This is a genomic window from Streptomyces sp. NPDC055815, assembly GCF_053616475.1.
This window is the reverse complement of sequence record NZ_JBSHDU010000008.1, coordinates 61,904-86,679: the sequence shown is the minus strand read 5'-3', so window position 1 is coordinate 86,679 and position 24,776 is coordinate 61,904. Positions and strand designations below refer to the sequence as shown.

At 70.4% G+C, this 24,776-nt stretch carries 21 protein-coding genes; 13 read left to right on the top strand and 8 right to left on the bottom strand.

What is annotated here, in order from left to right; translation table 11 throughout:
• Positions 1-31: 31 nt before the first annotated feature.
• Complete coding sequence (locus ACWGN5_RS08465) at positions 32-214, bottom strand: hypothetical protein (protein ID WP_453512426.1); 183 nt, start codon at positions 212-214, stop codon at positions 32-34.
• A 180-nt stretch (positions 215-394) separates the two neighbouring features.
• Here ACWGN5_RS08465 and ACWGN5_RS08460 point away from each other — a divergent pair, with 180 nt between their 5' ends.
• Entirely contained in the window at positions 395-2,233 is a 1,839-nt protein-coding gene (locus tag ACWGN5_RS08460) for an APC family permease (protein ID WP_453512425.1), read from the top strand.
• 116 nt (positions 2,234-2,349) lie between these two features.
• On the top strand, positions 2,350-3,108 hold the full coding sequence (locus ACWGN5_RS08455) for a DUF4118 domain-containing protein (protein WP_453512424.1): 759 nt from the start codon (positions 2,350-2,352) through the stop codon (positions 3,106-3,108).
• On the opposite strand, the gene ACWGN5_RS08450 is transcribed toward ACWGN5_RS08455, so the two are convergent.
• The 5 genes from ACWGN5_RS08450 to kdpB (ACWGN5_RS08430) all read right to left on the bottom strand — a co-directional run bounded on the left by ACWGN5_RS08450 (position 3,086) and on the right by kdpB (ACWGN5_RS08430) (position 7,860).
• Positions 3,086-3,622 (bottom strand): hypothetical protein, encoded by a 537-nt coding sequence (locus ACWGN5_RS08450; protein ID WP_453512421.1) that lies wholly within the window; start codon positions 3,620-3,622, stop codon positions 3,086-3,088. The two genes, ACWGN5_RS08455 and ACWGN5_RS08450, sit on opposite strands and share 23 nt — an antisense overlap.
• 64 nt (positions 3,623-3,686) lie before the next feature.
• Positions 3,687-4,466: a GNAT family N-acetyltransferase gene (locus ACWGN5_RS08445; RefSeq protein ID WP_453512420.1), complete on the bottom strand. Its 780-nt coding sequence runs from the start codon at positions 4,464-4,466 to the stop codon at positions 3,687-3,689.
• A gap of 60 nt (positions 4,467-4,526) precedes the next feature.
• Positions 4,527-4,604, bottom strand: coding sequence for a 50S ribosomal protein bL37 (locus tag ACWGN5_RS08440; RefSeq protein WP_383380455.1), 78 nt, complete (start codon positions 4,602-4,604; stop codon positions 4,527-4,529).
• 14 nt (positions 4,605-4,618) lie between these two features.
• Positions 4,619-5,428 carry an SDR family NAD(P)-dependent oxidoreductase gene (locus ACWGN5_RS08435; protein WP_453512418.1) on the bottom strand — a complete coding sequence of 270 codons (810 nt, stop codon included), beginning with the start codon at positions 5,426-5,428 and terminating at the stop codon, positions 4,619-4,621.
• A gap of 260 nt (positions 5,429-5,688) precedes the next feature.
• A complete protein-coding gene (kdpB, locus tag ACWGN5_RS08430; protein ID WP_453512416.1) occupies positions 5,689-7,860 on the bottom strand; it encodes a potassium-transporting ATPase subunit KdpB in 2,172 nt (723 codons plus the stop codon).
• A 636-nt stretch (positions 7,861-8,496) separates the two neighbouring features.
• On the opposite strand from kdpB (ACWGN5_RS08430), the gene ACWGN5_RS08425 reads away from it, so the two are divergent.
• The 11 genes from ACWGN5_RS08425 (at position 8,497) to ACWGN5_RS08375 (ending at position 22,884) form a co-directional block, all read left to right on the top strand.
• Positions 8,497-9,912 carry a hypothetical protein gene (locus ACWGN5_RS08425; protein ID WP_453512413.1) on the top strand — a complete coding sequence of 472 codons (1,416 nt, stop codon included), beginning with the start codon at positions 8,497-8,499 and terminating at the stop codon, positions 9,910-9,912.
• 151 nt (positions 9,913-10,063) lie between these two features.
• Complete coding sequence (gene kdpF, locus ACWGN5_RS08420) at positions 10,064-10,153, top strand: K(+)-transporting ATPase subunit F (RefSeq protein ID WP_351900698.1); 90 nt, start codon at positions 10,064-10,066, stop codon at positions 10,151-10,153.
• A 2-nt stretch (positions 10,154-10,155) separates the two neighbouring features.
• Positions 10,156-12,657 (top strand): ATP-binding protein, encoded by a 2,502-nt coding sequence (locus ACWGN5_RS08415; RefSeq protein ID WP_453512565.1) that lies wholly within the window; start codon positions 10,156-10,158, stop codon positions 12,655-12,657.
• A gap of 156 nt (positions 12,658-12,813) precedes the next feature.
• Complete coding sequence (locus tag ACWGN5_RS08410; RefSeq protein ID WP_453512411.1) at positions 12,814-14,682, top strand: NAD-binding protein; 1,869 nt, start codon at positions 12,814-12,816, stop codon at positions 14,680-14,682.
• 90 nt (positions 14,683-14,772) lie between these two features.
• Positions 14,773-14,928: a hypothetical protein gene (locus tag ACWGN5_RS08405; RefSeq protein WP_198540408.1), complete on the top strand. Its 156-nt coding sequence runs from the start codon at positions 14,773-14,775 to the stop codon at positions 14,926-14,928.
• Complete coding sequence (gene kdpF, locus ACWGN5_RS08400; RefSeq protein ID WP_453512410.1) at positions 14,925-15,014, top strand: K(+)-transporting ATPase subunit F; 90 nt, start codon at positions 14,925-14,927, stop codon at positions 15,012-15,014. The genes ACWGN5_RS08405 and kdpF (ACWGN5_RS08400) overlap by 4 nt, the downstream gene beginning before the upstream one ends.
• Before the next feature lie 8 nt (positions 15,015-15,022).
• Entirely contained in the window at positions 15,023-16,687 is a 1,665-nt protein-coding gene (gene kdpA, locus ACWGN5_RS08395) for a potassium-transporting ATPase subunit KdpA (protein ID WP_453512408.1), read from the top strand.
• The gene (gene kdpB, locus ACWGN5_RS08390) at positions 16,684-18,822 is read left to right on the top strand and encodes a potassium-transporting ATPase subunit KdpB (protein WP_453512405.1); all 2,139 of its coding nucleotides are present in this window, start codon (positions 16,684-16,686) and stop codon (positions 18,820-18,822) included. Before kdpA ends, kdpB (ACWGN5_RS08390) begins: the two co-directional genes overlap by 4 nt.
• A 1-nt stretch (position 18,823) precedes the next feature.
• Positions 18,824-19,492, top strand: a complete 669-nt coding sequence (locus ACWGN5_RS08385; RefSeq protein ID WP_453512404.1) for a potassium-transporting ATPase subunit C — start codon at positions 18,824-18,826, stop codon at positions 19,490-19,492.
• A gap of 133 nt (positions 19,493-19,625) precedes the next feature.
• Complete coding sequence (locus ACWGN5_RS08380) at positions 19,626-20,318, top strand: response regulator (RefSeq protein WP_453512402.1); 693 nt, start codon at positions 19,626-19,628, stop codon at positions 20,316-20,318.
• A 22-nt stretch (positions 20,319-20,340) separates the two neighbouring features.
• The gene (locus ACWGN5_RS08375; RefSeq protein ID WP_453512399.1) at positions 20,341-22,884 is read left to right on the top strand and encodes an ATP-binding protein; all 2,544 of its coding nucleotides are present in this window, start codon (positions 20,341-20,343) and stop codon (positions 22,882-22,884) included.
• A gap of 125 nt (positions 22,885-23,009) precedes the next feature.
• Here ACWGN5_RS08375 and ACWGN5_RS08370 read toward each other — a convergent pair whose 3' ends face one another.
• Both ACWGN5_RS08370 and ACWGN5_RS08365 read right to left on the bottom strand, forming a co-directional pair.
• Positions 23,010-23,795 carry an ABC transporter permease gene (locus ACWGN5_RS08370; protein WP_453512397.1) on the bottom strand — a complete coding sequence of 262 codons (786 nt, stop codon included), beginning with the start codon at positions 23,793-23,795 and terminating at the stop codon, positions 23,010-23,012.
• On the bottom strand, positions 23,792-24,742 hold the full coding sequence (locus ACWGN5_RS08365; RefSeq protein ID WP_453512396.1) for an ATP-binding cassette domain-containing protein: 951 nt from the start codon (positions 24,740-24,742) through the stop codon (positions 23,792-23,794). The genes ACWGN5_RS08370 and ACWGN5_RS08365 overlap by 4 nt, the downstream gene beginning before the upstream one ends.
• Positions 24,743-24,776 lie beyond the last annotated feature (34 nt).

Genomic DNA, 24,776 nt, shown 5'->3' with positions numbered 1-24,776 from the left:
CGTGCGCGTCGACGGGGCGGCTACGGCGATCTCAGGGGCGGTAGACGAGTTCGATCAGGATGGCCCCGACAAGGAGCCAGGCTCCTACGCCGAGCACCCACACGACGTCCTGGACGACGCCGAGGACGCAGACAGGCAGAGCCGCGGCGGCGAGCGACAGTGACATGCGTCGCATGCGGATCTCGGCGGGTGTCCGCGAGTTGTTCCGGCCCATGGCACGACCGTAGCCCGCTGGGTCCTCATCGGATGCTCGATGACCGGCGGTTCCTGAGCGCTCGTGTCAAAAACGTGTGAAGAGAGCGGCACGCGGCGCAAAGAACGCGCCAGGAAGTGCGAAAGCCACGCCTGCCGGGGGACACCCTGAGCGGACCTGAGTACGAAGGAGACCACCCGCATGCCCGCTCTGACCACCGAAAACGGGGCCACGCCCGTCGCAGAGGAGCCCCCGGATACCGGTGCGCGGCACAAGCTGACCGCTGTCACCGGGCTCGCCGCGCTGTCGCTCGACGCGATGGCTTCGGTGGCGTACGGCCCCGAGGCCATCGTCCTCGTCCTCGCGGCGGCCGGCGGATACGGCCTCGGTTTCACGCTCCCGGTCACGCTGGCCATCGCCGGCCTGCTGGCGGTGCTCGTGGCCTCGTACCGGCAGGTGATCGCGGCCTTCCCCGACGGCGGCGGGTCGTACGCGGTCGCCAAGACGCACCTCGGCCGGCGGACGAGCCTGGTGGCCGCCGGCTCCCTGGTCCTGGACTACGTCCTGAACGTGGCCGTGGCCGTCACCGCCGGTGTCGCCGCCCTCACCTCCGCCTTCCCCGGGCTCTACGGGGACCGATTGTGGATCTGCCTCGCCGTACTCGTCCTGATCACGGCAGTGAACCTGCGAGGGATCGTCGACTCGGCGCGCGCGTTCATCCTCCCGACGGCCGTCTTCGTCGGCGCGATCCTCGTACTGATCGTCGTCGGCCTCTTCCGTGACGCGCCGGTCTCCACGGCCGCGTCGGACGGTCACGCCTCCGTCCTCGCTGACAACGCCACCGCCGTGGGTGCCCTGCTGCTCCTGAAGGCGTTCGCCTCGGGCTGCTCGGCGCTCACGGGTGTGGAGGCGATAGCGAACGCGGTGCCGTCGTTCCGTGCCCCGGCCGCCCGGCGGGCGATGCGCGCGGAGGTCGCGCTGGGCGCGCTGCTCGGTGTGATGCTGATCGGTCTGTCGGTACTGATCTCCCGCTTCGGCCTCCAGCCGGTCGAGGGCGTCACCGTCCTCGCCCAGCTCGCCGACGCCTCCCTCGGCCACAACTGGGCCTTCTACGTGGTCCAGTTCGCCACCATGGTGCTGCTCGCGCTCTCCGCGAACACCTCCTTCGGCGGCCTGCCTGTCCTGCTGAAGCTCCTGGCCCGCGACAACTATCTGCCGCACGTCTTCGGTCTCAAGGCCGACCGTCAGGTCCACCGCCATGGCGTCGTCTGGCTGGCGGTCGTCTCCGCCGTCCTGCTCGTCTTCTCCGGCGGTGACACCAACACCCTCGTCCCGCTCTTCGCGATCGGCGTCTTCGTCGGCTTCACGATCGCCCAGACCGGCATGGTCCTGCACTGGCGCCAGGAGCGAGGGCCCAAGTGGGCGGCGAAGGCCCTGCTCAACGGTTTCGGCGCGGTCCTCACCGGCGTGTCGGCGGTGGTCGTCACCGCCACCAAGTTTCATGACGGGGCCTGGCTGATCGTCATCGCCCTGCCGGTTCTCGTCCTCGCCTTCGAGGCCATTCACCGTGCGTACGGGAAGATCGGCGAGCGTCTCGGCGTCGGCCGGATCCCCGAACCGCCGCACCGCGAGCGTTCCCTTGTCCTGGTCCCGGTCTCCTCGCTGACCCGCGTCACCAGCGAGGCGCTGACCGCCGCCGTCTCCCTCGGCGACGAGGTCCGCGCCCTCACCGTCTGCCACCCGGACCCCGAGGACCTGGCGGCCACCGAGGCCCTGGAACGGGACTGGGCGCTGTGGAACCCGGGCGTCCCCCTCGTACGGCTCCCCTCCGAGCGCCGCTCCCTCGGCCGGCCCATCACCGCCTACGTACGCGACCTGGGAGCGACCGAACCGGGGACCAGGGTCACCGTCCTCATCCCGGAGGCCGAGCCCGAGCGCCTGTGGCAGCGGGCCCTGCAGAACCAGCGGGGCGCGGTCGTCGCCCACGCCGTCCGCCGCGACACGAACGCCGTCGTCTGCCGGCTCCGCTTCCGCTGCTGACCCCGTCATCAGGGATCCGTCAAGGACTCCTCCGCCCGGTGCCATCCACGCCGCACCGGGCGGAGGCTTGACGTGTCGGGGGAGACAGGGGAGGGCTGGATCCTGCGAGGTGGATCATGAGGATTCCGCTTAGGGACACGGCAGCCCTCGCTGCCGGAGTCCTGGCACCGTTCGGCGCGGCTCTCGTGCTGCTGCCGTTGCGCACCTCCGTCACGCACACCAATCTCGCGCTGCTGCTCGTCGTCGTGGTCGTCGCCGTGTCGGCCTTCGGTAACCGCTTCGCCGGCGCGCTCGCCGCCCTCTCGGCCGCAGCCTGGTTCGACTTCTTCCACACCGAGCCGTACCAGAGCTTCCACATCCAGGACCGCGCGGACATCGAGACCGCGATCCTGCTGCTCGTCGTCGGCCTGATCGTGTCCCAACTGGCGGCGCGTGCTCGGACGATGAGGCGGGTCGCGGTCACGGACGCCACGCATCTGGAGCGGCTGCACGGCACCACCCGCCTGGCCCGATCCGGCACCTCGTCTTCCGACGACGTCGTCCGACGGGTGAGAGAGGAGCTGATCGAGGTACTTGAGCTGCGAGGGTGCCGTTTCGAGTACGGCATGCTCATCGGGCGTCCGCCACGGCTCGACCCGGACGGGAGCGTGAAGGTCGACGGCTGGATCTGGGACCTGGAGCGGCAGGGCTGGCCGGACGGCGAGATCGAACTGCGCGCCATCGTCCACGGCCGGTACCAGGGTCGCTTCCTGCTGACCCCCGAACCCGGCTCCGTACCCCCGCCGCTTGAGGCACGCCTGGTCGCCGCCGACCTGGCGGCCCAGGCGGCCGCCGCGCTCGACGAGGATGCGGTCAGTGCAGGCCCGAGACCGTGAAGACCGATCGGGCGGTGTCCCGTTCGACGCGGCGCGTGAGCCGGTCGAGGTCCTGCACGCCGTCCCTGAGGGTGCCGTTCTCGTCGGAGGTCCTTGCGTCGGCTTCCAGAAGCAGCCACAGGGCGGGGTTGGCGAGGAGGACGCGTACGTCGAGCTGGGCCCGGCAGCCCTCCGCGTCGGTCAGCACGAGACGCTGCTCGGTCCCGTCCGGCCAGCTGATGGTGGTGAGCCGGTCGGTGCGTACGACCGTTCGGGTCCACAAGGCCCGGACGGTCAGGCTGCCCGGCGCCGCGGTGACCCTCCCGGGCAACAGGATCACGAAGAGCGCGACGGCCAGGGCGATCCACAGCAGCGTGCTCGACAGGCTCAGGCCATCGTCCCCGGCGTCCACGGTCAGCGACACGGCCAGCAGGAGGCCGGCGCAGCCGAAGGCGGCCCGGGCCTCCCCGGCCCACTGGCCGTCGTGAACGGTGCGGCCGACGGGCTCCGACCGAGGGACGAATCGTGACTCCATGGCACGGACGCTAGAACCATGACCGGCCCCGGCCGGTCTCCGCCGCTCCGTCTTGACGGGGTACTTATGCGGCCTCCGTCAACCTTGACGCGCGGCTGACGGCTCCGGCGATGTGGTGGACGTATTCGCGGGTGAGCCGGAAGCCGGCGGTCCAGGCGAGGAGGCGACTCGGGCGGTTGTCGCGGGAGCAGCTCCAGCTGGCGCGGTGGCCGCGGGCGGCAATGTCGGCGGTCAGGCCGGTGACGCAGGCCAGGGCCAGGTGCTGCCGGCGTTCGTCGGGTGCGGTGGCGCAGGCGACGTCTTCGTACCGGCTGCCGAGGAAGCGTGTGGAGGCGACGGCGAGCACGCGGCCGCGGCGGAACGCGGCCCAGGCCGCACCGGAAGCGGCGAGGGCGGCGGGGCCGTCCCAGGTGCCGTGGATCCAGGCCATGGAAGGGTCGAGCGCCGAGAGCGCCGGGGCGTCCTCGGGGGTGATTCTGCGGACGGTCACGCCGCGGGGAAGGCGGGGCTTGACGGCCTCCGCCCGGTGGACGTAGAGCATCCGCTCCCACGGGACCAGTTGTTCGAAGGCGGCGGCGAGGGCCGGGAGGAAGCGGTCGGGCGCCTCGATGTAGTGCCCGGCGAGCGGGGCCAGTTCCGCAGGGGGCACGGCGGTGGGATCGCCGGCGAGGAGGGTGTGGTCTCCGCAGGAGACCGCCACGACACGCGGCCGGTCGGCCCGGTCGGTCCACCATTGTCCGTGTCCGGTGGCGAGGACGTGCTCGGCGAGGGCCGCCGTGCCGGGAGCGGCGGAGGGGAACGCCCGGGCGGAGGCGGGAGGCTGATGAGACGGGTGGGGGATCACGGGACCTCCTGGGTACGGAACGGGGGAGGGGGCGGCCCGAATGCGGGCCGCCCCCCGTGCTCAGCGGGCGCCGGCCCTGCGGCCGTGGTTCGCCTTCTTCCTGCGGCGGTCCTTCTTCTTGCGGGCGCGCTTGGACATGTCCCGGATCCCTTTCAGGCGTTCTGGCCGACGAGCAGGTCGGCGAGCTTGGTGAGGCGTTTGACGGTGCGTGCCTCGGAGGCGGCGGGCGCGGGGGCGACGCGCTGGTCGCGGTCGTAGTAGGCGCCGTTGACGATCTCGACGGCCGGGTCGCAGAGCCGTACGACATGGGCGGCGCCCTCGGCCGGCGCGACGCCTTCGTGGGCGTAGAGGGGGAGGAGGCTGGTGGTGCAGATGCCGGGGTGGACGGAGACGGCGGTGACGCGCGGGTCCGCGGCGAAGACGGTGAGGGCCAGCTGCGACTGGGCGTAGGCGGCGAGGCGCGAGTAGCGGCGCACCCGGTTGGGGTCGTTCCACTGGATGGAGCCCGTGCGGTGCAGGGAGGACGAGACGTTGACGACCCGCCCGCCCGCGCCGCCGGTCAGCGCGGGCTCCAGGAGGTGGGTGAGGAGGTAGTGGGCGAGGAAGTTGACCTGGAACGCGATCTCGTTGCCGTCGGCCGTCACGGTGTGCCGCTCGGGTGCGGCCATGCCCGCGTTGTTGACGAGGACGTCGAGGCGCGGGTGCTCGGCCAGCACCCGGGTCGCGAGCTGCTCGACCTCCTCCAGGCGGGTGAAGTCCGCGCCGAGCGCGCACAGTCGGGACCCGTCGGCGTCGGCGAGGGTGACGAGCCGGTCGGTGGCGGCGTGGGCCTCCTCGGCGGTGCGGCCGTGGACGAGCACCGTGGCGCCGCGCTCGGCGAGCAGCCGCGCGGTCTGGTGGCCGATGCCGGAAGTGGCGCCGGTCACCAGGACAGTGCGGGAGGAAAGGTCGGATACGGACATGACTGCTCAGTCCCTCAGGGATGAAAGGTGTGTACGAGTACGAGAAAGGGCGCCGGACAAGGGATGTCGCGGCGCCCCCGGTGATGCGGAGGTACGTCAGCGGTGGGCGGACGTCTCCGGACAGCGGGGCTCACGACGGGGTGCCCGATGGGGCGGCCGGTCGAGCAGGAGCCACGCGCTGTTCATGCTCCCCATCGAACCCGCACCGGATGCCCGGGACAAGGCGAGCGCCGTTTCCCTGATGTCCTCCTGACGAGGATTCACCCGAGTCCCGGGATGGTGGAGACAAGCAGATCGATGACCTTGATGCCGAGGAAGGGAAGGACGAGTCCGCCGAGGCCGTACACCAGGAGATTGCCGCGCAGCAGGTCGTGTGCGGAGGCGGGCCGGTAGCGGACACCACGCAGCGCCAGGGGGATCAGGGCCACGATGATCAGGGCGTTGAAGATGATGGCCGAGGTGATGGCCGAGGTCGGGCTGTGCAGCCCCATGATGTTCAGCGCCTCCAGGCCCGGGTACGCGCCCGTGAACATGGCCGGGATGATCGCGAAGTACTTCGCCACGTCGTTCGTGATGGAGAAGGTCGTCAACGCGCCTCGTGTGATGAGGAGTTGCTTGCCGATCGAGACGATCTCGATGAGTTTGGTCGGGTTGGAGTCGAGGTCGACCATGTTGCCGGCCTCCTTCGCGGCCGACGTGCCGGTGTTCATCGCGACACCGACGTCGGCCTGTGCGAGGGCGGGGGCGTCGTTCGTGCCGTCGCCGGTCATCGCGACCAGCTTCCCGCCCTCCTGCTCCTTCCTGATGAGGGCGAGCTTGTCCTCGGGGGTGGCCTCGGCGAGGAAGTCGTCGACACCCGCCTCGTGAGCGATCGCGCGTGCGGTCAGCGGATTGTCGCCGGTGATCATCACCGTACGGATGCCCATGCGGCGCAGCTCCGCGAACCGCTCCTTGATGCCGTCCTTCACCACGTCCTTGAGATGGACGATGCCCAGGACGCGCGGGCCGTCCCAGTCGTTGACGGCGACCAGGAGGGGAGTGCCGCCGGCTGCCGAGATCTGGTCGCTCCAGGCGCGTGCCTCGCCCGGCACTCTGCCCCCGTACATCTCGACCCAGGCGATCACCTGCGCCGTCGCGCCCTTGCGGATGTGGCAGGCGGCGCCGTTGTCCCAGCGCAGGTCGATGCCGCTCATCCGGGTCTGCGCACTGAACTCCACGAACCGGGCGTTCGCCAACTCGCCCTCGGCCGGGACCCGCAGCCCGTACCGCTCCTTCGCCAGGACGACCACGGAGCGGCCCTCGGGCGTCTCGTCGGCGAGCGAGGCCAGCTGCGCGGCGTTTGCGAGCTGTGCCTCCTCGATCCCCGGCAGCGGGACGAAGTCCGCGGCCTCCCGGTTGCCCAGGGTGATGGTGCCGGTCTTGTCGAGGAGGAGGGTGTTGATGTCGCCGGCGGCCTCGACCGCGCGTCCCGACATGGCGAGGACGTTGCGCTGGACGAGCCGGTCCATGCCGGCGATGCCGATCGCGGAGAGCAGCGCCCCGATGGTCGTCGGGATCAGGGTCACGAGCAGGGCGACGAGGACGGTGGTGGAGGGGGCGGCGCCGGCGTACGTGGCCATGGGCTGCACGGCGACCACCACCAGGACGAAGACGACGGTGAGCGCGGCGAGCAGGATGTTCAGCGCGATCTCGTTCGGCGTCTTCTGCCGGGAGGCCCCCTCGACCAGGGCGATCATCCGGTCCATGAAGGAGTGGCCGGGGCGTGAGGTGACCCGTACGACGATCCGGTCCGACAGCACCGTCGTACCGCCCGTCACTCCCGTCCGGTCGCCGCCGGCCTCGCGGATGACCGGCGCCGATTCACCGGTGACGGCGGACTCGTCGACCGCCGCGACCCCGTCGACCACGTCACCGTCGGCGGGGATCAGTTCGCCGGCCTCGACGAGTACGAAGTCGAACAGCCGGAGGTCGGTGGCGGCGACGGCCTCCGTCTCGGCCCGGTCGAGGTCCGTGCCGTACCGCCAGTGCCTCAGCCGCAGTGCCACCGTGTCCGTCCGCGCCTTGCGCAGGGACTCGGCCTGCGCCTTGCCGCGGCCCTCCGCCACGGCCTCGGCGAGGTTGGCGAAGATCACCGTCAGCCACAGCCAGACGCTGATCACCCAGGTGAACACGGACGGGTCGACGACCGCGGACAGGGTCGTGAGCACCGATCCGACCCCGACGACGAACAGCACGGGATTGCGGACCAGGGCCCGTGGATGCAGCTTGCGCACCGCCTCCGGGAAGCACTTCACGAGCTGTACGGGGTCGAGCAGCTCGCTCCGTTCGGAGCGCCGTCGCTTCGGCGCGGGGGCCGGGAAGCGGGGCGGCGCCTGCGGGGCGGACGGCGTCGGGGGAGCGGAGGGCGCCCGGTGGGGCGCGCGGGAATGCATCGCGGAAGACCTTCTGGATGAGCCCGGCCCCGCCCGATCGGCGCCGGCCGGGAGAAGTACGGCAGGGCCGTCCTCGTCCGCGTCCCGTGGGCGCACGGGGATTCCCGGCAGGGGTGGTCCCCGGCGCCCACAGGACGGCTGCGGACGGACAGCGACGCTCGTGGTGCGGGGGCACGGCAGCCGGATGGGAGGGGTGCCGTGCCCCCGCGGTCCGGGGACGATCAGGCCACTGACGTCCGCGGCCCGGTGAGCGACCGAGAAGAAAACTAGGCCCCCGGCGAGGCGGAAGCGGCATCGGAACGCCCGAATTGACGCCCCTCTGACGGACGTTGGCCCCCGCCGTCAAGGGCACGTCAAATCGGACCGACGGAGCGTCAGGGTCGCGTCAACGCCGCCGGACTGTGGCCGAAACGAACCCCAGACTCCTCACCACGGGGGATCGGACAACCGTCCGAGGTGTGAGGGTGGGAGGGAAGCGTGGTTACCACTGCCGGTAGCGCGCACGGTCCGGAAACGACGGCCCGGAGCGTCACCACCACACCCAGGGCGGCTGTACGAGGGGCGGGCCGTCCCGGTCCGCGACCACGAGGGGGTCGCGGACCGGGCGGGCCGTCCGACGGCGACATCGTCCGGCGCGTGACCCGACGCCTGCACGCGTTGCGGCACCGCGCCTGGAAAATCCTGCCCGCCCGGCTGCGCCTGCTGCGTACGGTGATCCTGTTGCTCACGGCGGCCTGCGCCGGGCTGACGGTCACGGCCGGAGTCGCCGCCTCCGACACCTGGAGCGCCGTCACCGGCCACCACGCCCCGCGCACCGTCAGCGCCGCCGGTCTCAACCTCGCCCTCAACGACATGGACGCCCAGGCCGTCAACTCCCTCCTGGCGAATGGGGATGCGGGCAAGGGCCGGATGACCGTCCCGTACGACAAGGCCATCGAGCTGTACGACGAGGCACGCGAGGCCGTCAGCCGAGACCTGCGGACCCTCGGCGTCGCGGCGGACGGCGACGCCGGGGCCGAGCACACCGTCGAACGCGTCACCGCCGACTTCGCCCGGTACCAGGAGTTCATCGGACGCGCCCTGGAGAGCGACACCCGCACCGGCGGCAAAGCGGAGGCCGTCGAGAACTACCGCACAGCCAACGACCTGCTCACCCAGCGGCTCCTGCCCGAGGCCCGCACCCTCGTTGACGGCACCAACCGCCAGTTCGAGGACGCCTACGCCGCTGAACGATCCGACCTCGGCACACAGGCGGCCCTGCTCGTGGTCCTGGGCGTCACACTGCTCGCCGTACTCGTCCTGCTCCAGTGGTACCTCGCGCGCCGCTTCCACCGCCTTATCAACCCCGGCCTGCTCGCCGCCACGGTCTGCGCCCTCCTTGCCGTCTTCCTTGGCACCCAGGCGCTGGCCGCCACATCCGAGGACCTGAGGATCGCCCGCCACGACGCCTTCGACTCGGTCGTCGCGCTCTCCCGCGCCCGCGCGATCGCCTACGACGCCAACGCCGACGAGAGCCGCTACCTCCTCGACCGCGACCACCGCACCGCCCACGAGGAGGCCTTCCTGGCCAAGTCGCAGAGCCTGTACGGGATGACGGGCGCCGACCTCCCCTCGTACGAGTCACGGCTGGCCGAGACCTGGAAGGCGTACCAGGAGAACCACGAGGACAAACGGTTCACCGGCGAGTTCCGGCGCGAGCTCGACAACATCACCTTCCCGGGGGAGCGGGCCGCCGCGGAGCGGACCGTCGAGGCGTACGCGGTGTACCAGCGGGACGACCACACCGTCCGGTCCCTGGTCGCCGCCGGCAAGGAACAGGAGGCCGTCGCCTTCTGCATCAGCTGGGAACCGGGGAAGTCCAACGCCCACTTCGGCGCATGGATGAAGGCCCTCGACGCTGTCACGGCCGTCAACAGCCGTGCCTTCGACGCGGCCGCCGGCGACGGCAGGGACACGCTCACCGGACGCCTGCCGTGGGCGGTCGGAGGTCTGCTCGCCGCCGCCGCTCTGGCGGCCCTGGGGCTGCGCCCGCGCCTCGCCGAGTTCCGCTGACCGAGCGGCCGCGCGCCAGAGATCCGCCAAGACGCCGTCAGCATGCGACGGCACCCCGCAAGGGACCCGTCAAAGTGCTCGTACGCGCGCCGCGCACCGGGTTCCCTCGCAGAAGGACACCCGCAGGGACTCACCAGGAAGTGAATCGCTCATGAGCGTGGAGAACGTGGTCGGACTGATCGTCGCTGTCAGCATCGTCGGATACCTCGTGGCCGCGCTGATCCGCCCGGAGAAGTTCTGAACCTGCCCGCGCCGTCGGGGCCCGTCGACCCGGAAGCCCGTCCGGGGAGGCTCAAGGTCTTCGTCGGCGCCGCCACAGGGGTCGGCAAGACCTACCGCATGCTGGACGAGGGCCGGCGCAGAGCCGCACGCGGCGCAGATGTCATCGTCGGTATCGCCGCATGCCAGGGCCGCCCCCACACCGAGGCGATGCTCGCCGGTCTGGAGACCCTGGAGCCCGCCCACGCCGTCCACGACGGCCGGGTCCGCCCCGAGCTCGACCTCGACCGGGCCCTGCGACGCCGGCCCGCCCTGCTCCTCGTCGACGACCTCGCCCACACCAACCCGCCGGGCGGGCGCAACGCCCACCGCTGGCAGGACGTCGAGGAACTGCTCGCCGCCGGGATCGACGTCGTCACCACGGTCAACGTCCAGCACCTGGAGTCCCTCAGCGACGTCGTCGAGAAGATCACCGGGGTGCCGCAGGAGGAGACCGTGCCCGACGCGGTCGTCCGCCGCGCCGACCGGATCGAGCTCGTGGACATGGACCCGCAGGAGCTGCGGCGCCGGATGGCCCACGGCAACATCCACCCGCCCGAGGACGTCGACGCGGCCCTCGCCAGCTACTTCCGTACGGGGAACCTCATCGCGCTGCGCGAACTGGCCCTCCTGTGGGTGGCCGACCGGGTCGACGAGGCCCTGCGCAAGTACCGCTCCGAGCGCGGCATCGGCGGTGTGTGGGAGATACGCGAACGGATCGTCGTGGCCCTCACCGGCGGACCCGAGGGCGACACCCTGATCCGGCGCGCGAGCCGGATCGCCGCCCGGACCGCCCAGGGCAGACTCCTTGCCGTACATGTCGTCCGCAGCGACGGCTTGGCGGCCGGTACCTCCTCCGCGGCCCTCGGCCGTCAGAGGCGGCTCGTCGAGAGCCTCGGCGGGACGTATCACACGGTTGTCGGGGACGAGGTGCCCACGGCCCTGGTCGAGTTCGCCCGGGCCGAGAACGCCACCCAGCTCGTCCTCGGCACCAGCAGGCGCGGCCGTCTCGAACGCTTCCTGACCGGCCGGGGCATCGGCGAGACGACCGTCGCGCTCTCCGGTGACATCGACGTCCACACCGTCACCCACGAACGGGCGGGACACGGCCGACTGCTCCCCTCCCGCCGCAACGCGCTGCCGGTCTCGCGCCGGATCGCCGGGCCGCTCGCGGGGCTCGTCCTGCCCGTCCTGCTCACCCTGCTTCTCGACCACACCAGGGGAGTGTTCAACCTGACCAGCGAGGCACTGCTCTTCCTCGCCATCGTGGTCGGCGTGGCCTGCATCGGCGGGGTCGTCTCGGCGCTCGTCGCCGCCGTCACCGCGTCACTCCTGCTCAACTACTGGTTCATACCACCCGTGAGGGCCTTCACCTTCGCCGACGCGGACAACATGCTCGCCCTCGCGGTGTTCGTCCTCGTCGCCGCTGTGATCGCCGGAGCAGTCGACCGTTCCCTCCGGCTGTCCAGACGCGCGGCCCGGGCCACCGCCGAGGCCGAGACCCTCTCCTCGCTCGCCGGTTCGGTCGTGCGCGGTGACCACACGGTGCCGGACCTCCTTGCCCGTACCCGGGAGATCTTCGGCGCCGAATCCGCCGAACTCGTGCCCGCCGAACAGCTCACCGCCACGCACACGGGCGACCCCGCCGTCAGCCAAGTCGCGGTCGGAGACGGTCACTTCCTCGTCCTGCGTGGCCGGACCCTGCCCTCATCGGACCGCCGCGTCCTGGCCGCCTTCGCCGCTCACGTCACCGCGGCTGCCGAGCACGCCCGGCTCGCCGAGGCCGCCGCCGAGGTGGAGCCCGTACGGGCCGCCGACCGGATGCGGACAGCCCTCCTCGCCGCCGTCAGCCACGACCTGCGCACCCCGCTTGCCGCCGGATGGGCGGCCGTCGCCTCCCTGCGCAGCACCGACGTCGAGTTCAGCCCGGACGAACGCGAGGAACTGCTCGCCACCGCCGACGAGTCCATGGCCCGACTGGCCCGGCTCATCGACAACCTGCTCGACATGAGCCGCCTCCAGGCGGGCGCCCTGAAGCTCTCACTCCGCCCCACAGCGTTGGAAGAGGTCCTGCCGGCCGCTCTCGACACCCTGCCCCCCGACGCGCCCCTACCCGTGCTGCACGGCTTCGAGCAGGCTCCACCGGTATTCGCCGACCCGCCCCTGCTGGAACGAGTGATCGCCAACCTCGTCGGAAACGCCAGCCGTTACGCCCCACCCGCCCACCCTGTCCTGATCACCGTGAGCGCGCTCGCCGGCCGGGTGGAGCTGAGGGTCGTCGACCGCGGCCCCGGACTCCCGCCCAGCGACCGGGAGCGGGTCTTCGAGCCGTTCCAGCGCCTGGGCGACACCGACAACACCACGGGCGTCGGCCTCGGCCTGGCCCTCGCCCGCGGCCTCACCGAGGCGATGTCCGGGACGCTGACCCCGGAGGACACCCCAGGCGGCGGCCTGACCATGGTCGTCTCGCTGCCCTGCGCGGTCTGAGACGGCGGTGGGATGAGGCGCTACGGCGATCCTGACACGACCTTGACGCCGAACTCGCGTGCGAAGTGAGACGAGGCGGGATCCGTTTCGGCAAGCTGACCGTTCGTGACGTCAACGCTCCATCTCCGTATGCCACTTGGGCAGCTCTCTCAGCACATGGTGATCTGTGGGGACGACGGTCTCGCCCATCGCCTCGCCGTCGAACTCGACGCCGTGTGCGGTGAGGCGGTCACCGTGGTCCTTCCCTCACGGCGTGACCAGCACGGCGCCGACATCGCCGCCCTGCACCGAGACCCGCGCTCCCCGATCGAACTGATCGTGGCCCCCGCCCCCGACGAGCGGACGCTCCGGGCCGCGGGCGTCGAGCGCGCCGCCGCGCTCGCCCTCACCTACGCCGACGACCAGGTGAACATGACGGCCGCGCTCCTGGCCCGGGGCCTCAACCCCTCCATACGCCTGGTCGTCCGCATGTACCACCGCGAGCGGGGGCGCCATCTGGAACGGCTCCTGGACCGGGCGGCGGGTGTGCAGGGGGAGTCGGACGCCTCGACCACCGTCCTCTCCGACAGCGACACGGCCGTCCCCGAGCTGGTCGCGGCCGCCGCCGTCGGCGAGGGCCACACCCTCCAGGTCGAGGGGAAGGTGTTCCGCGGCGTGGTGCGCGCGGCCGGCACCTCACCGCACACCGCCGACCTCGCCACCCTGGCCATCCTGTCCGGCGCGCACGAGGACGACCCGGCCAGCGAGGACAGCGCCGAGACCGCCGGCCTCGGAGGTACGCAGCTACTGCCGGACACCAGGACCGCCGACCGCCGGCAGTTCACCCACGGTCGCCTCATGCTCGAAGAGGTCACCCACCACCACGCGCCACGCGTCCCGGACGACCGGAGCGGCAGCGGCACCTGGCTGCGCGCACGGTTCACGCACCTCCCCTGGAAGGTGTTCCTCGCACGGGAGGTCCTCGCCGTCTTCGGCGTACTCGCCGCGATCGTCGTCGTCCTCTCCGTAGTCACTTGGCTGGCGGAGGACGGTCCGCTGTGGCGAGCCGTCTATCTGCCGCTCCTGGACATCTTCACCATGGGTGATCCCGCCACCGGGGACGAGGAGTCTCCCGCACGGCGGATACTCCAGCTCATCGCAGGCTTCGTCGGGCTCGCCATCCTGCCGCTGGTGGTCGCCGCGACCATGAACGCCACCGAAGCCTTCCGGACCGGCTCGGCGAACCAGCCACCCGGCCCGGAGATGGTCGACCACATCGTTCTGGTCGGCCTGGGGAAGATCGGCACCCGCGTCCTGGCGCGCCTGCGGACCACCGACCACAGGGTCGTCGTGATCGAGCGCGACCCGGCGGCACGCGGGGTCGCATACGCCCGTGAGCTGGGCGTTCCCCTACTCCTTGAGGACGCGACGGCGCCCGGGGTCCTCGAACTGGCCAGGATCCGGCACAGCAAGTCCTTGCTCTCCGTCACGCACGGTGACGGAGAGAACCTGGACATCGCGATGGCCGCCCGTGAGATCAACCCGGCGATCCGGGTGGTCATGCGCCTGTACGACGACGACTTCGCCGCCACCGTGTCCGCGACCATGCGTGCCTCGTACCCCGACGCCCTCACCCGCAGCCGTAGCGTCTCCGCCCTTGCCGCGTCGGCGTTCGCCGCCGCGATGATGGGGCGGCACGTCCTGGGCGTGATGCCGGTCGAGCGAGGCTCGCTGCTCTTCACGGTCGTCGACGTGGCCGGCCACCCGGAGCTGGAGGGACGCTCGGTCCACGATGCCTTTCGGGTGAACGAGTGGCGGGTCCTCGCCGTGGGGACGGGGCCCGTGCATCCGGTGGCGGCCGGGGACACCCTGGCGGGGTTTCGTTACGAGCGACCTACCGGCTTCGACTGGCGTCCGGTGCACGGCCGGGTGCTGCGTGCGGGTGACCGCGTCGTCCTGGCGACGAGTCGGCAAGGCCTGGACGTCCTCATGTCCGGGGTTCAGCCCCACCCGCCTGGGCGCAGACGAGAACGGGCGGAGGAGTGACCTGGTTCCGCGTCGGGAGCCAGGAAGCCGTAGGAGACGCGTCAAGATGGCGCTGCGGGGCGTAAGAGGGCCGTCAACGAGGACCGATCCGTGGCCGAAAGGCGATTTCCTCATCTCGTCCGAGAATCCGTTCTTCCTTCTTCCTGCATCCGGGAGCTCACGATGGCCGACGTGGCCTTCGTCGTCACCACGATCGCGGTCTTCGCGCTGGTGGCCTTCATCGCCAAGGGGGTGGCCAAGCTGTGACTGCCGAGAACATCGCCGGTCTCGTGGTGGCCGTCGCTCTGCTGGTCTATCTCGTCCTCGCCCTCGTCAAGCCGGAGAGGTTCTGAGTACGGATATGAGTCCTGTTCTTGCTGGGGTCCTCCAGCTTCTGGCGTTGATCGTCGCCCTGGGCCTTTCGTACCGGCCGCTGGGTGACTACATGGCGAAGGTGTACTCCTCGGAGAAACACCTGAAGCCGGAGAAGTGGATCTACAAGGCGATCGGGGCCAACCCGAACGTCGAGATGCGCTGGCCCGCCTACCTGCGGGGCGTGCTCGCCTTCTCCGCGGTGAGCGTCCTGTTCCTCTACCTGCTGCAGCGGGTGCAGGGCTCGCTGCCCGGCTCGCTCGGCTTCGTGTCGATCGATCCGGACCAGGCGTTCAACACGGCCGCGTCGTTTGTGGCGAACACGAACTGGCAGTCGTACTACGGCGAGCAGGCCATGGGCCACGTCGTGCAGACCGGCGGCCTGGCCGTGCAGAACTTCGTCTCGGCGGCCGTGGGCATCGCGGTCGCGGTCGCCCTCGTGCGGGGTTTCGCCCGGTCCCGTACCGGTGAGCTGGGCAACTTCTGGGCGGACCTGGTGCGCGGCACTGTCCGCATCCTGCTCCCGATCTCCGTGATCGGTGCCCTGATCCTGGTCGCCTGCGGTGCGATCCAGAACTTCTCCGGGATCCACGAGGTCGGCCAGTTCACGGGCGGCACCCAGCAGTGGAACGGCGGGGCGGTGGCGTCCCAGGAGGTCATCAAGGAGCTGGGCACGAACGGCGGCGGCTACTTCAACGCCAACTCCGCCCACCCCTTCGAGAACCCCAACGGACTCTCGAACCTCTTCGAGGTCTACCTGATCCTGGTGATCCCGTTCGCGCTGACGCGGACGTTCGGCCGCATGGTCGGATCCCTGAAGCAGGGGTACGCGATCCTCGGCACGATGGCCGTGATCTGGCTGGGCTTCACCGCGCTGATGATGTGGACCGAGTTCGCGGGCAAGGGCCCGGCGTTCGAGCTGGCCGGCGGCGCGATGGAGGGCAAGGAGACCCGCTTCGGCATCAGCGCCTCCGCGATCTTCTCGGTCGCCACCACGCTGACCTCGACCGGCGCCGTCAACTCCTTCCACTCCTCGAACACCGGCTTCGGCGGCGGCATCAACCTCCTGGGCATGCAGCTCGGCGAGATCGCGCCCGGTGGTGTCGGCTCCGGCCTCTACGGCATGCTGATCATGGCGATCATCGCGGTGTTCATCGCCGGTCTGATGGTCGGCCGCACCCCGGAGTACCTGGGCAAGAAGATCGGCACGCGGGAGATCAAGTTCGCCGCGCTCTACATCCTGATCACTCCGGCGCTGGTCCTGTGCTTCACGGCGGCCTCGTTCGTCCTGGACACGCCGGCCCACTCGATGACGAACTCCGGCGCGCACGGCTTCTCCGAGATCCTCTACGCCTACACCTCGGGCGCCAACAACAACGGCTCCGCCTTCGCGGGCCTGAACGCCGACACGCAGTGGTTCAACTCGACCATCGGCATCGCGATGCTGCTCGGCCGGTTCCTGCCGATGGTGTTTGTGCTCGCGCTGGCCGGTTCGCTGGCCGAGCAGACGCCCGTACCGGAGACGGCGGGCACCCTGCGCACCGAGAAGCCGCTGTTCACCGGCCTGCTGGTCGGCACGATCATGATCATCACCGGTCTCACCTACTTCCCGGCCCTCGCGCTGGGCCCGCTCGCCGAAGGGCTCGCGGCATGACCAACGACGTAAAGAAGCACGAGGACGGCATGTCCACCACGACGACCGACCCCAAGGTGCCCCACGGCGACCTGTCAGGGGGGCACCACGCCCCGGGGAGGATCGGCGGAGGTCTGTTCGACCCCAAGCAGCTGGTGAAGTCCTTCCCGGACGCCATCAAGAAGCTTGATCCCCGGGTGATGGTCAAGTCACCCGTGATGTTCGTGGTCCTCGTCGGCTCGGTGGTCACCACCGTCCTGGCGGTGAAGAATCCGGGGGACTGGTTCGGCTGGGCGATCGCCGCCTGGCTGTGGCTGACCACGGTCTTCGCCAACCTCGCCGAGGCGGTCGCCGAGGGCCGGGGCAAGGCCCAGGCCGACACCCTGCGCAAGGCCAAGACCGACACCGTCGCCCGCCGTCTGACCAAGACGGGCGAGGAGCAGGTCCCGGGCACCGAGCTGACGATCGGTGACCTCGTGGTCTGCGAGGCCGGCGATGTCATCCCCGGCGACGGCGACGTCGTCGAGGGCGTCGCCTCCGTCGACGAGTCCGCCATCACCGGCGAGTCCGCCCCGGTCATCCGCGAGTCCGGCGGCGACCGGTGCGCGGTCACCGGCGGCACGAAGGTCCTCTCTGACCGGGTCGTCATCAAGATCACGACGAAGCCCGGCGAGACGTTCATCGACCGGATGATCAACCTGGTCGAGGGCGCGGCCCGGCAGAAGACCCCGAACGAGATCGCCCTCAACATCCTCCTCGCGTCCCTCACCATCGTCTTCCTGCTCGCCGTGGTCACGCTGAAGCCCTTCGCGATCTACGCGGGCGCCGACGAGCAGACCTCGATGATCGTCCTCACGGCCCTGCTCGTCTGTCTGATCCCGACGACGATCGGCGCGCTGCTCTCGGCCATCGGCATCGCCGGCATGGACCGGCTGGTGCAGCGCAACGTGCTCGCGATGTCCGGCCGGGCGGTGGAGGCCGCGGGCGACGTGTCGACGCTGCTGCTCGACAAGACGGGAACCATCACGCTCGGCAACCGCCAGGCGTCGGAGTTCGTCCCGGTCAAGGGCGTCACCGCGGCCGAACTGGCCGACGCCGCCCAGCTCTCGTCGCTCGCCGACGAGACCCCCGAGGGCCGTTCCATCGTGGTCCTCGCGAAGGAGAAGTACGGGCTGCGGGAGCGCCACCAGGGCGAGCTGGCGCACGCGGAGTGGATCGCGTTCACCGCGCAGACCCGCATGTCGGGTGTGGACGTGGACGGCCGCAAGGTCCGCAAGGGCGCGACCGGTTCGGTCGTGGCATGGGTGCAGGAACGCGGTGGCGAGGTCGCCAAGGATGCCCAGGACGTCACCGACGCCATTTCCCAGGCCGGCGGCACGCCGCTCCTCGTGGCTGTGGAGGACGCGGACGGCGCCCGGGTCCTGGGTGTCATCCACCTGAAGGACGTCGTCAAGGAGGGCATGCGGGAGCGGTTCGACGAGCTGCGCCGCATGGGCATCAAGACGATCATGATCACGGGCGACAACCCGCTGACCGCGAAGGCCATCGCCGAGGAGGCGGGTGTCGACGACTTCCTCGCCGAGGCCACCCCCGAGGACAAGATGGCCCTCATCAAGCGCGAACAGGCGGGCGGGAAGCTGGTCGCGATGACCGGCGACGGCACGAACGACGCCCCGGCGCTCGCGCAGGCCGACGTGGGTGTGGCGATGAACACGGGCACGTCGGCCGCGAAGGAGGCCGGGAACATGGTGGACCTGGACTCCAACCCGACCAAGCTCATCGAGATCGTCGAGATCGGCAAGCAACTCCTCATCACCCGGGGCGCGTTGACGACCTTCTCGATCGCCAACGACGTGGCGAAGTACTTCGCGATCATCCCGGCCATGTTCGCGGTGGCGTACCCGTCGCTGGACAAGCTCAACATCATGGGCCTGGCCTCGCCGGAGTCCGCGATCCTGTCCGCCGTCGTCTTCAACGCGCTGATCATCATCGCGCTCGTCCCGCTCGCCCTCAAGGGCGTGCGGTACCGGCCGAGCAGCGCCGACTCGATGCTCCGCCGCAACCTCGGCATCTACGGACTCGGCGGCCTGGTCGCCCCGTTCATCGGCATCAAGATCATCGACCTGCTCCTCTCCCTCATCCCCGGAATCGGCTGACATGAACAACTCGGTAGGAAACACCGGCCGTGTGCTCTGGGCGGGCCTCCGCGCCCTCCTCGTCCTGACCGTGATCACCGGCGTCCTCTACCCGCTCGCCGTCACCGGCATCGCCCAGGTCGCGTTCCCCGGCAAGGCGAACGGCTCCGAGATCAAGGACGCGGGCGGCAAGGTCGTCGGCTCGGAACTCATCGGCCAGACCTACAACCTTCCGCTGAAGGAAGGGGAGGAGACCGCGGCCCCGGACCTGAAGTGGTTCCAGCCCCGCCCCTCCAACGGTCTGGGCGCCAACAGCGTCAACACCCAGTACAAGCTGATCCTCTCCGGCGCCACGAACCGTTCGGGTGACAACGCCGACCTGATCAAGTGGGTGACGGACGCCAAGGCGGCCGTCGTCAAGGACAACTCGGTGAAGGGCTACACGGTGAAGCCGTCCGACGTCCCCGCCGACGCCGTCACCTCCTCCGGCTCCGGCCTGGACCCGCACATCTCCCCGGAGTACGCGAGGATCCAGGTCCACCGGGTCGCCGAGAAGAACCACCTCGGCGTCGCGCAGGTCGAGAAGCTGGTCGCCGACCACACCGACGACCGCATCCTCGGCTTCATCGGCGAACCCCGCGTCAACGTCCTCCAGCTCAACATCGCGCTCAAGGAATTGACCAAGGGCTGATGGCCTTATCAAAGCGGCACGGGAGCCGGCGGATCCGGGAATGCCCCGGGTCTGCCGGCTCCCGCGGCACGACGGACGACAAGAGCTACCCGAACCACAGGAACTGCACGTACAAGAGGAAGGCAGCACGCCGATGACGCGGGTGCTGGTGGTCGAGGACGACGCACAGCTCGCACGAGCGCTGGTGATCAACCTGCAGGCGCGCCAATACGTGGTGGACGCGGCGCCGGACGGTGCCACGGCGCTCTCCCTCGCCGCCGCCAAACCGCCGGACGTGCTGATCGTCGACCTGGGGCTGCCCGACATGGACGGTGTCGACGTCATCCAGGCCCTGCGGCGCTGGAGCCGTTCCCCCGTACTGGTCCTCTCGGCACGCAGCGGTTCCGAGGACAAGATCCGTGCTCTCGACGCAGGCGCCGACGACTACATGACCAAGCCCTTCAGCATGGACGAGCTCCTGGCCCGGCTGCGGGCCGCCACCCGGCGTACGGCCGAAGCGTCCGCGGTCTCCCCGGCCACGGACGGCGGCCGGGTCATCACCGACGATTTCACCGTCGACCTGGTGGCGAAGAAGGTGAAGCGGATGGGCCGGGACGTACGGCTCACCCCCACCGAGTGGCACCTGCTGGAGATACTGATCTGCAACCCGGGGCGGCTCATCAGCCAGCGCCGGCTGCTCCAAGAGGTGTGGGGCCCGAGCTACAGCACCAAGACGAACTATCTGCGGGTCTACATGGCCCAGCTGCGGCGCAAACTGGAAGTCGACCCGTCGCATCCCCGCTATCTGATCACCGAACCCGGTATGGGTTACCGGTTCGAACCGTAGAGCCGTAGGAGAGACGCAGAACATGGGACGCGGAAAGCTGCGTATCTACCTGGGCGCCGCGCCGGGCGTCGGCAAGACGTACTCGATGCTCTCCGAGGGGCACCGGCGCGTCGAACGCGGCACGGACTGCGTCGTGGCCTTCGTCGAGCACCACAACAGGCCCCGGACCGAGGTCATGCTGCACGGTCTGGAGATGATTCCGCGCCGGACGATCGAGTACCGGGGCACGTCCTTCACGGAAATGGACGTGGACGCCGTCCTGGCCCGGCGGCCCGCCGTCGCGCTCGTCGACGAACTGCCGCACACGAACGTCCCCGGCTCGCGGAACGCCAAGCGCTGGCAGGACATCGAGGAACTCCTCGCGGCCGGCATCGACGTCGTGTCGACGGTCAACATCCAGCACCTGGAGTCCCTCGGCGACGTCGTCGAGGCCATCACGGGCATCCGGCAGAAGGAGACCGTCCCCGACGAGGTCGTCCGGCGCGCCGACCAGATCGAACTGGTCGACATGTCACCGCAGGCGCTGCGGCGCCGCATGGCGCACGGCAACATCTACAAGCCGGACAAGGTCGACGCCGCCCTCTCCAACTACTTCCGCCCCGGCAACCTCACCGCCCTGCGCGAACTGGCCCTGCTGTGGACGGCCGACCGGGTCGACGAGTACCTCCAGGAGTACCGGACCGAGCACCGCGTCTCGAAGATCTGGGGCTCCCGCGAGCGGATCGTCGTCGGCCTCACCGGCGGCCCCGAGGGGCGGACCCTGATACGGCGGGCTGTACGGCTGGCTGAGAAGGGCGCCGGAGGTGAGGTCCTGGCCGTGTACATCTCGCGCAGCGACGGCCTGACCTCGGCCTCCCCGAAGGAGCTGGCGGTCCAGCGCACCCTAGTGGAGGACCTGGGAGGCACCTTCCACCACGTCGTGGGCGACGACATACCGGCCGCGCTGCTCGAATTCGCCCGAGGTGTCAACGCGACCCAGATCGTGCTGGGCGTGAGCCGCCGCCGTTCCTGGCACTACCTGTTCGGGCCCGGTGTCAGTGCGACGGTCGCCCGTGAGTCCGGACCCGACCTCGACGTCCACATCGTCACCCACGACGAGGCGGCGAAGGGCGGGGGGCTGCCCGTCGCTCGCGGGGCCCGGCTCGGCCGCTCCCGGACGATCTGGGGTTGGGTCGTGGGCCTCGGCGGACCGGGCCTTCTCACCCTGATCCTCAGTTCGGCCGTGCCCGACGTGGGTCTGGCCAACGACGTCCTGCTCTACCTCACGCTCACCGTCGCGGCGGCTCTGCTCGGCGGACTCAAGCCGGCCCTGGCGTCCGCAGCTTGCGGCTCGCTGCTCCTGAACTGGTTCTTCACCCCTCCGATCCACGAGCTGACGATCGCCGACCCGAAGAACGTGGTCGCCCTGGTGATCTTCGTCGGGGTGGCGATCTCGGTGGCCTCGGTCGTGGACGTGGCAGCACGCCGCACGCATCAGGCGGCCCGGCTGCGGGCGGAGGCGGAGACGCTCTCGTTCCTCGCGGGCAGTGTGCTGCGCGGCGAGACGACCGTTGAAGCGCTCCTGGAACGGGTCAGGGAGACCTTCTCCATGGAATCGGTGGCCCTCCTCGAACGCCTCGACGAGACGGAGCCGTGGTCCTGCGTCGCCTCCGTCGGTCACCCTCCGTGCGACCGCCCCGACGACGCGGACGTCGACATGCCGGTCGGCGACCACCTCTCCCTCGCCCTGGGCGGCCGGGTGCTCCCCGCCGAGGACCGGCGCGTCCTCGGTGCCTTCGCCGCCCAGGCCGCCGTGGTCCTGGACCGGCAGCGGCTCGTGGGCGAGGCGGAGGAGGCCCGCAAGCTGGCCGAGGGCAACAAGATCCGTACGTCGCTCCTCGCCGCCGTCAGCCACGACCTGCGTACTCCCCTGGCCGGCATCAAGGCCTCGGTCTCCTCACTCCGTTCTGCCGATGTGGAATGGTCCGAGCAGGACCGGGCGGAGCTCCTGGAGGGCATCGAGGACGGCGCCGACCGCCTCGACCACCTGGTCGGCAACCTGCTCGACATGTCCCGCCTGGACACGGGCACCGTCACCGCCGTCATCAGGGAGACCGACCTCGACGAGGTCGTGCCCATGGCGCTGCTCGGCGTCCCCGAGGACAGCGTCGAACTCGACATCCCCGAGACGCTGCCGATGGTCGCCGTCGACCGCGGCCTCCTCGAACGTGCCGTGGCCAACATCGTTGAGAACGCGGTCAAGTACAGCCCACCCGGACAGCCCGTGCTCGTCTCGGCGAGCGCCCTGGCCGGCCGCGTGGAACTCCGCGTCGTGGACCGCGGCCCTGGTGTCCCGGACGAAGCCAAGGACCGCATCTTCGGCGCCTTCCAGCGTTACGGCGACGCCCCGCGCGGCGAGGGGGTCGGTCTCGGTCTGGCGGTGGCGCGGGGGTTCGTGGAGGCGATGGGCGGAACGCTGACGGCGGAGGATACGCCTGGCGGTGGGCTGACGATGACGGTTACCCTGCGCATGGCCGAAGGAGCCGCTGCCTCCGTCCCGGACCTGGCGGCCGAGGCGACCACCTGACGCCGGTCGACCGGCGAGGGCGGGAACGCGGACGAGGGCGGCGTACGCCGACGTGGTGTCGGGTTACGCCGCCCTCGGACGGGATGAGTTACGGGCCTTCGGAGTCCGTGTGTTCACGTTCCGGGTCACTTGGGGTCGCGGTTGAACACCGCCTTCGACCAGAAGTAGCCGAGGGTCGTCAGGGCGAGGCACCAGGCCAGGGCCAGCCAGCCGTTGTGGCCGATCTCGGTGCCCAGGAGCAGGCCGCGGAGGGTTTCGATGGCCGGGGTGAAGGGCTGGTACTCGGCGATCGGCTGGAACCAGCCGGGCATCTGGTCGACCGGGACGAAGGTGCTGGAGATCAGCGGCAGGAAGATCAGCGGCATCGCGTTGTTGCTGGCGGCCTCCGCGTTCGGGCTGACCATGCCCATCCCCACCGCGATCCAGGTCAGGGCCGTGGCGAACAGGACCAGCAGGCCGAAGGCCGCCAGCCAATCCAGGGCGGTGGCGTCGGTGGAGCGGAAGCCGATCGCCACGCCCACCGCGCCGACCAGGACCACGCTGATCACCGACTGCAGGACGCTGCCGATGACGTGGCCGGTGATGACCGAGCCGCGGTGGATCGCCATGGTGCGGAAGCGGGCGATGATGCCCTCCGTCATGTCGTTCGAGACGGAGACCGCCGTGCCGATCGTCGTGGAGCCGATCGTCATCAGCAGCAGGCCCGGGACCAGGTAGGCGATGTAGTCCGAGCGGTCCCCGCCGCCCATGCCCGCGCTCATCGTGTCACCGAAGATGTACACGAACAGCAGCAGGAGCATGATCGGGGTCAGCAGGAGGTTCAGGGTCAGGGACGGGTAGCGGCGCGCGTGCAGCAGGTTGCGGCGCAGCATCGTCGACGTGTCACGGACGGCGAGGGACAGGGTGCTCATCGGGCGGACTCCTTCTGCTGAGCGGGGACGGTGGCGGTGAGGGCGAAGAAGACGTCGTCCAGGTCCGGGGTGTGCAGGGTCAGTTCGTCCGCTTCGATGTCCGCGGAGTCCAACCAGTCGAGGACGGAACGCAGTTCGCGCTGAGTGCCGTTGCTGGGGAGTTGGAGGGCCAGCGCCTCGTCGTCCCTCGCGGCGCCGGTGAGTGTGGTGGCGGCGGTCCGGTAGACGTCCGGGTCGGTGAAGCGGAGGCGGATGTGGCCGCCGGGGATCATGCGCTTGAGTTCCTCGGCCGTGCCCTCGGCCGCGATCTTGCCGTTGTTGAGGACCGCGATGCGGTCGGCGAGCTGGTCGGCCTCCTCCAGGTACTGGGTGGTGAGGAAGACCGTCACGCCGTCGGAGACCAGCTCGCGGATGATCTGCCACATGTTGTGCCGGGAGCGTGGGTCCAGGCCGGTGGTCGGCTCGTCGAGGAAGATGATCCGCGGGCTGCCGACCAGGGTCATCGCGATGTCCAGGCGGCGTTTCATGCCGCCGGAGTACGTGGAGGCCGGCTTCTTGGCCGCCTCCGTGAGGTCGAAGCGCTCCAGGAGTTCGGCGGTGACCCGGCGGCCCTCCTGCTTCGTCAGGTGGTTCAGGTCGGCCATCAGGAGCATGTTCTCCTCGCCCGTGATCAGGCCGTCGACCGCGGAGAACTGGCCGGTGACGCCGATCGCGGACCGCACCGCCTGTGGCGATTCCGCCAGGTCGTGGCCCGCCACCTGTGCCTGGCCTCCGTCGGCCGTGATCAGCGTGGACAGGATCTTCACGGCGGTCGTCTTGCCCGCGCCGTTCGGGCCGAGGAGGGCGAAGACGGTGCCCTCGGGGACGGTCAGGTCGATGCCGTCGAGGACGGTCTTGTCGCCGTAGGACTTCCGCAGCCCGTTCGCTGCGATGGCCGGGGTGGTCATGGTGCGTGCTCCTTGGAGGCTGCGGGTCGGAAGG

Coding starts and splice junctions, on each gene's coding strand:
- ACWGN5_RS08465 (WP_453512426.1), bottom strand. CDS start 214: ATGGGCCGGAACAACTCGCGGACACCCGCCGAGATCCGCATGCGACGC.
- ACWGN5_RS08460 (WP_453512425.1), top strand. CDS start 395: ATGCCCGCTCTGACCACCGAAAACGGGGCCACGCCCGTCGCAGAGGAG.
- ACWGN5_RS08455 (WP_453512424.1), top strand. CDS start 2,350: ATGAGGATTCCGCTTAGGGACACGGCAGCCCTCGCTGCCGGAGTCCTG.
- ACWGN5_RS08450 (WP_453512421.1), bottom strand. CDS start 3,622: ATGGAGTCACGATTCGTCCCTCGGTCGGAGCCCGTCGGCCGCACCGTT.
- ACWGN5_RS08440 (WP_383380455.1), bottom strand. CDS start 4,604: ATGTCCAAGCGCGCCCGCAAGAAGAAGGACCGCCGCAGGAAGAAGGCG.
- ACWGN5_RS08435 (WP_453512418.1), bottom strand. CDS start 5,428: ATGTCCGTATCCGACCTTTCCTCCCGCACTGTCCTGGTGACCGGCGCC.
- kdpB (WP_453512416.1), bottom strand. CDS start 7,860: ATGCATTCCCGCGCGCCCCACCGGGCGCCCTCCGCTCCCCCGACGCCG.
- kdpF (WP_351900698.1), top strand. CDS start 10,064: ATGAGCGTGGAGAACGTGGTCGGACTGATCGTCGCTGTCAGCATCGTC.
- ACWGN5_RS08410 (WP_453512411.1), top strand. CDS start 12,814: ATGGTGATCTGTGGGGACGACGGTCTCGCCCATCGCCTCGCCGTCGAA.
- kdpA (WP_453512408.1), top strand. CDS start 15,023: ATGAGTCCTGTTCTTGCTGGGGTCCTCCAGCTTCTGGCGTTGATCGTC.
- kdpB (WP_453512405.1), top strand. CDS start 16,684: ATGACCAACGACGTAAAGAAGCACGAGGACGGCATGTCCACCACGACG.
- ACWGN5_RS08385 (WP_453512404.1), top strand. CDS start 18,824: ATGAACAACTCGGTAGGAAACACCGGCCGTGTGCTCTGGGCGGGCCTC.
- ACWGN5_RS08380 (WP_453512402.1), top strand. CDS start 19,626: ATGACGCGGGTGCTGGTGGTCGAGGACGACGCACAGCTCGCACGAGCG.
- ACWGN5_RS08375 (WP_453512399.1), top strand. CDS start 20,341: ATGGGACGCGGAAAGCTGCGTATCTACCTGGGCGCCGCGCCGGGCGTC.
- ACWGN5_RS08370 (WP_453512397.1), bottom strand. CDS start 23,795: ATGAGCACCCTGTCCCTCGCCGTCCGTGACACGTCGACGATGCTGCGC.
- ACWGN5_RS08365 (WP_453512396.1), bottom strand. CDS start 24,742: ATGACCACCCCGGCCATCGCAGCGAACGGGCTGCGGAAGTCCTACGGC.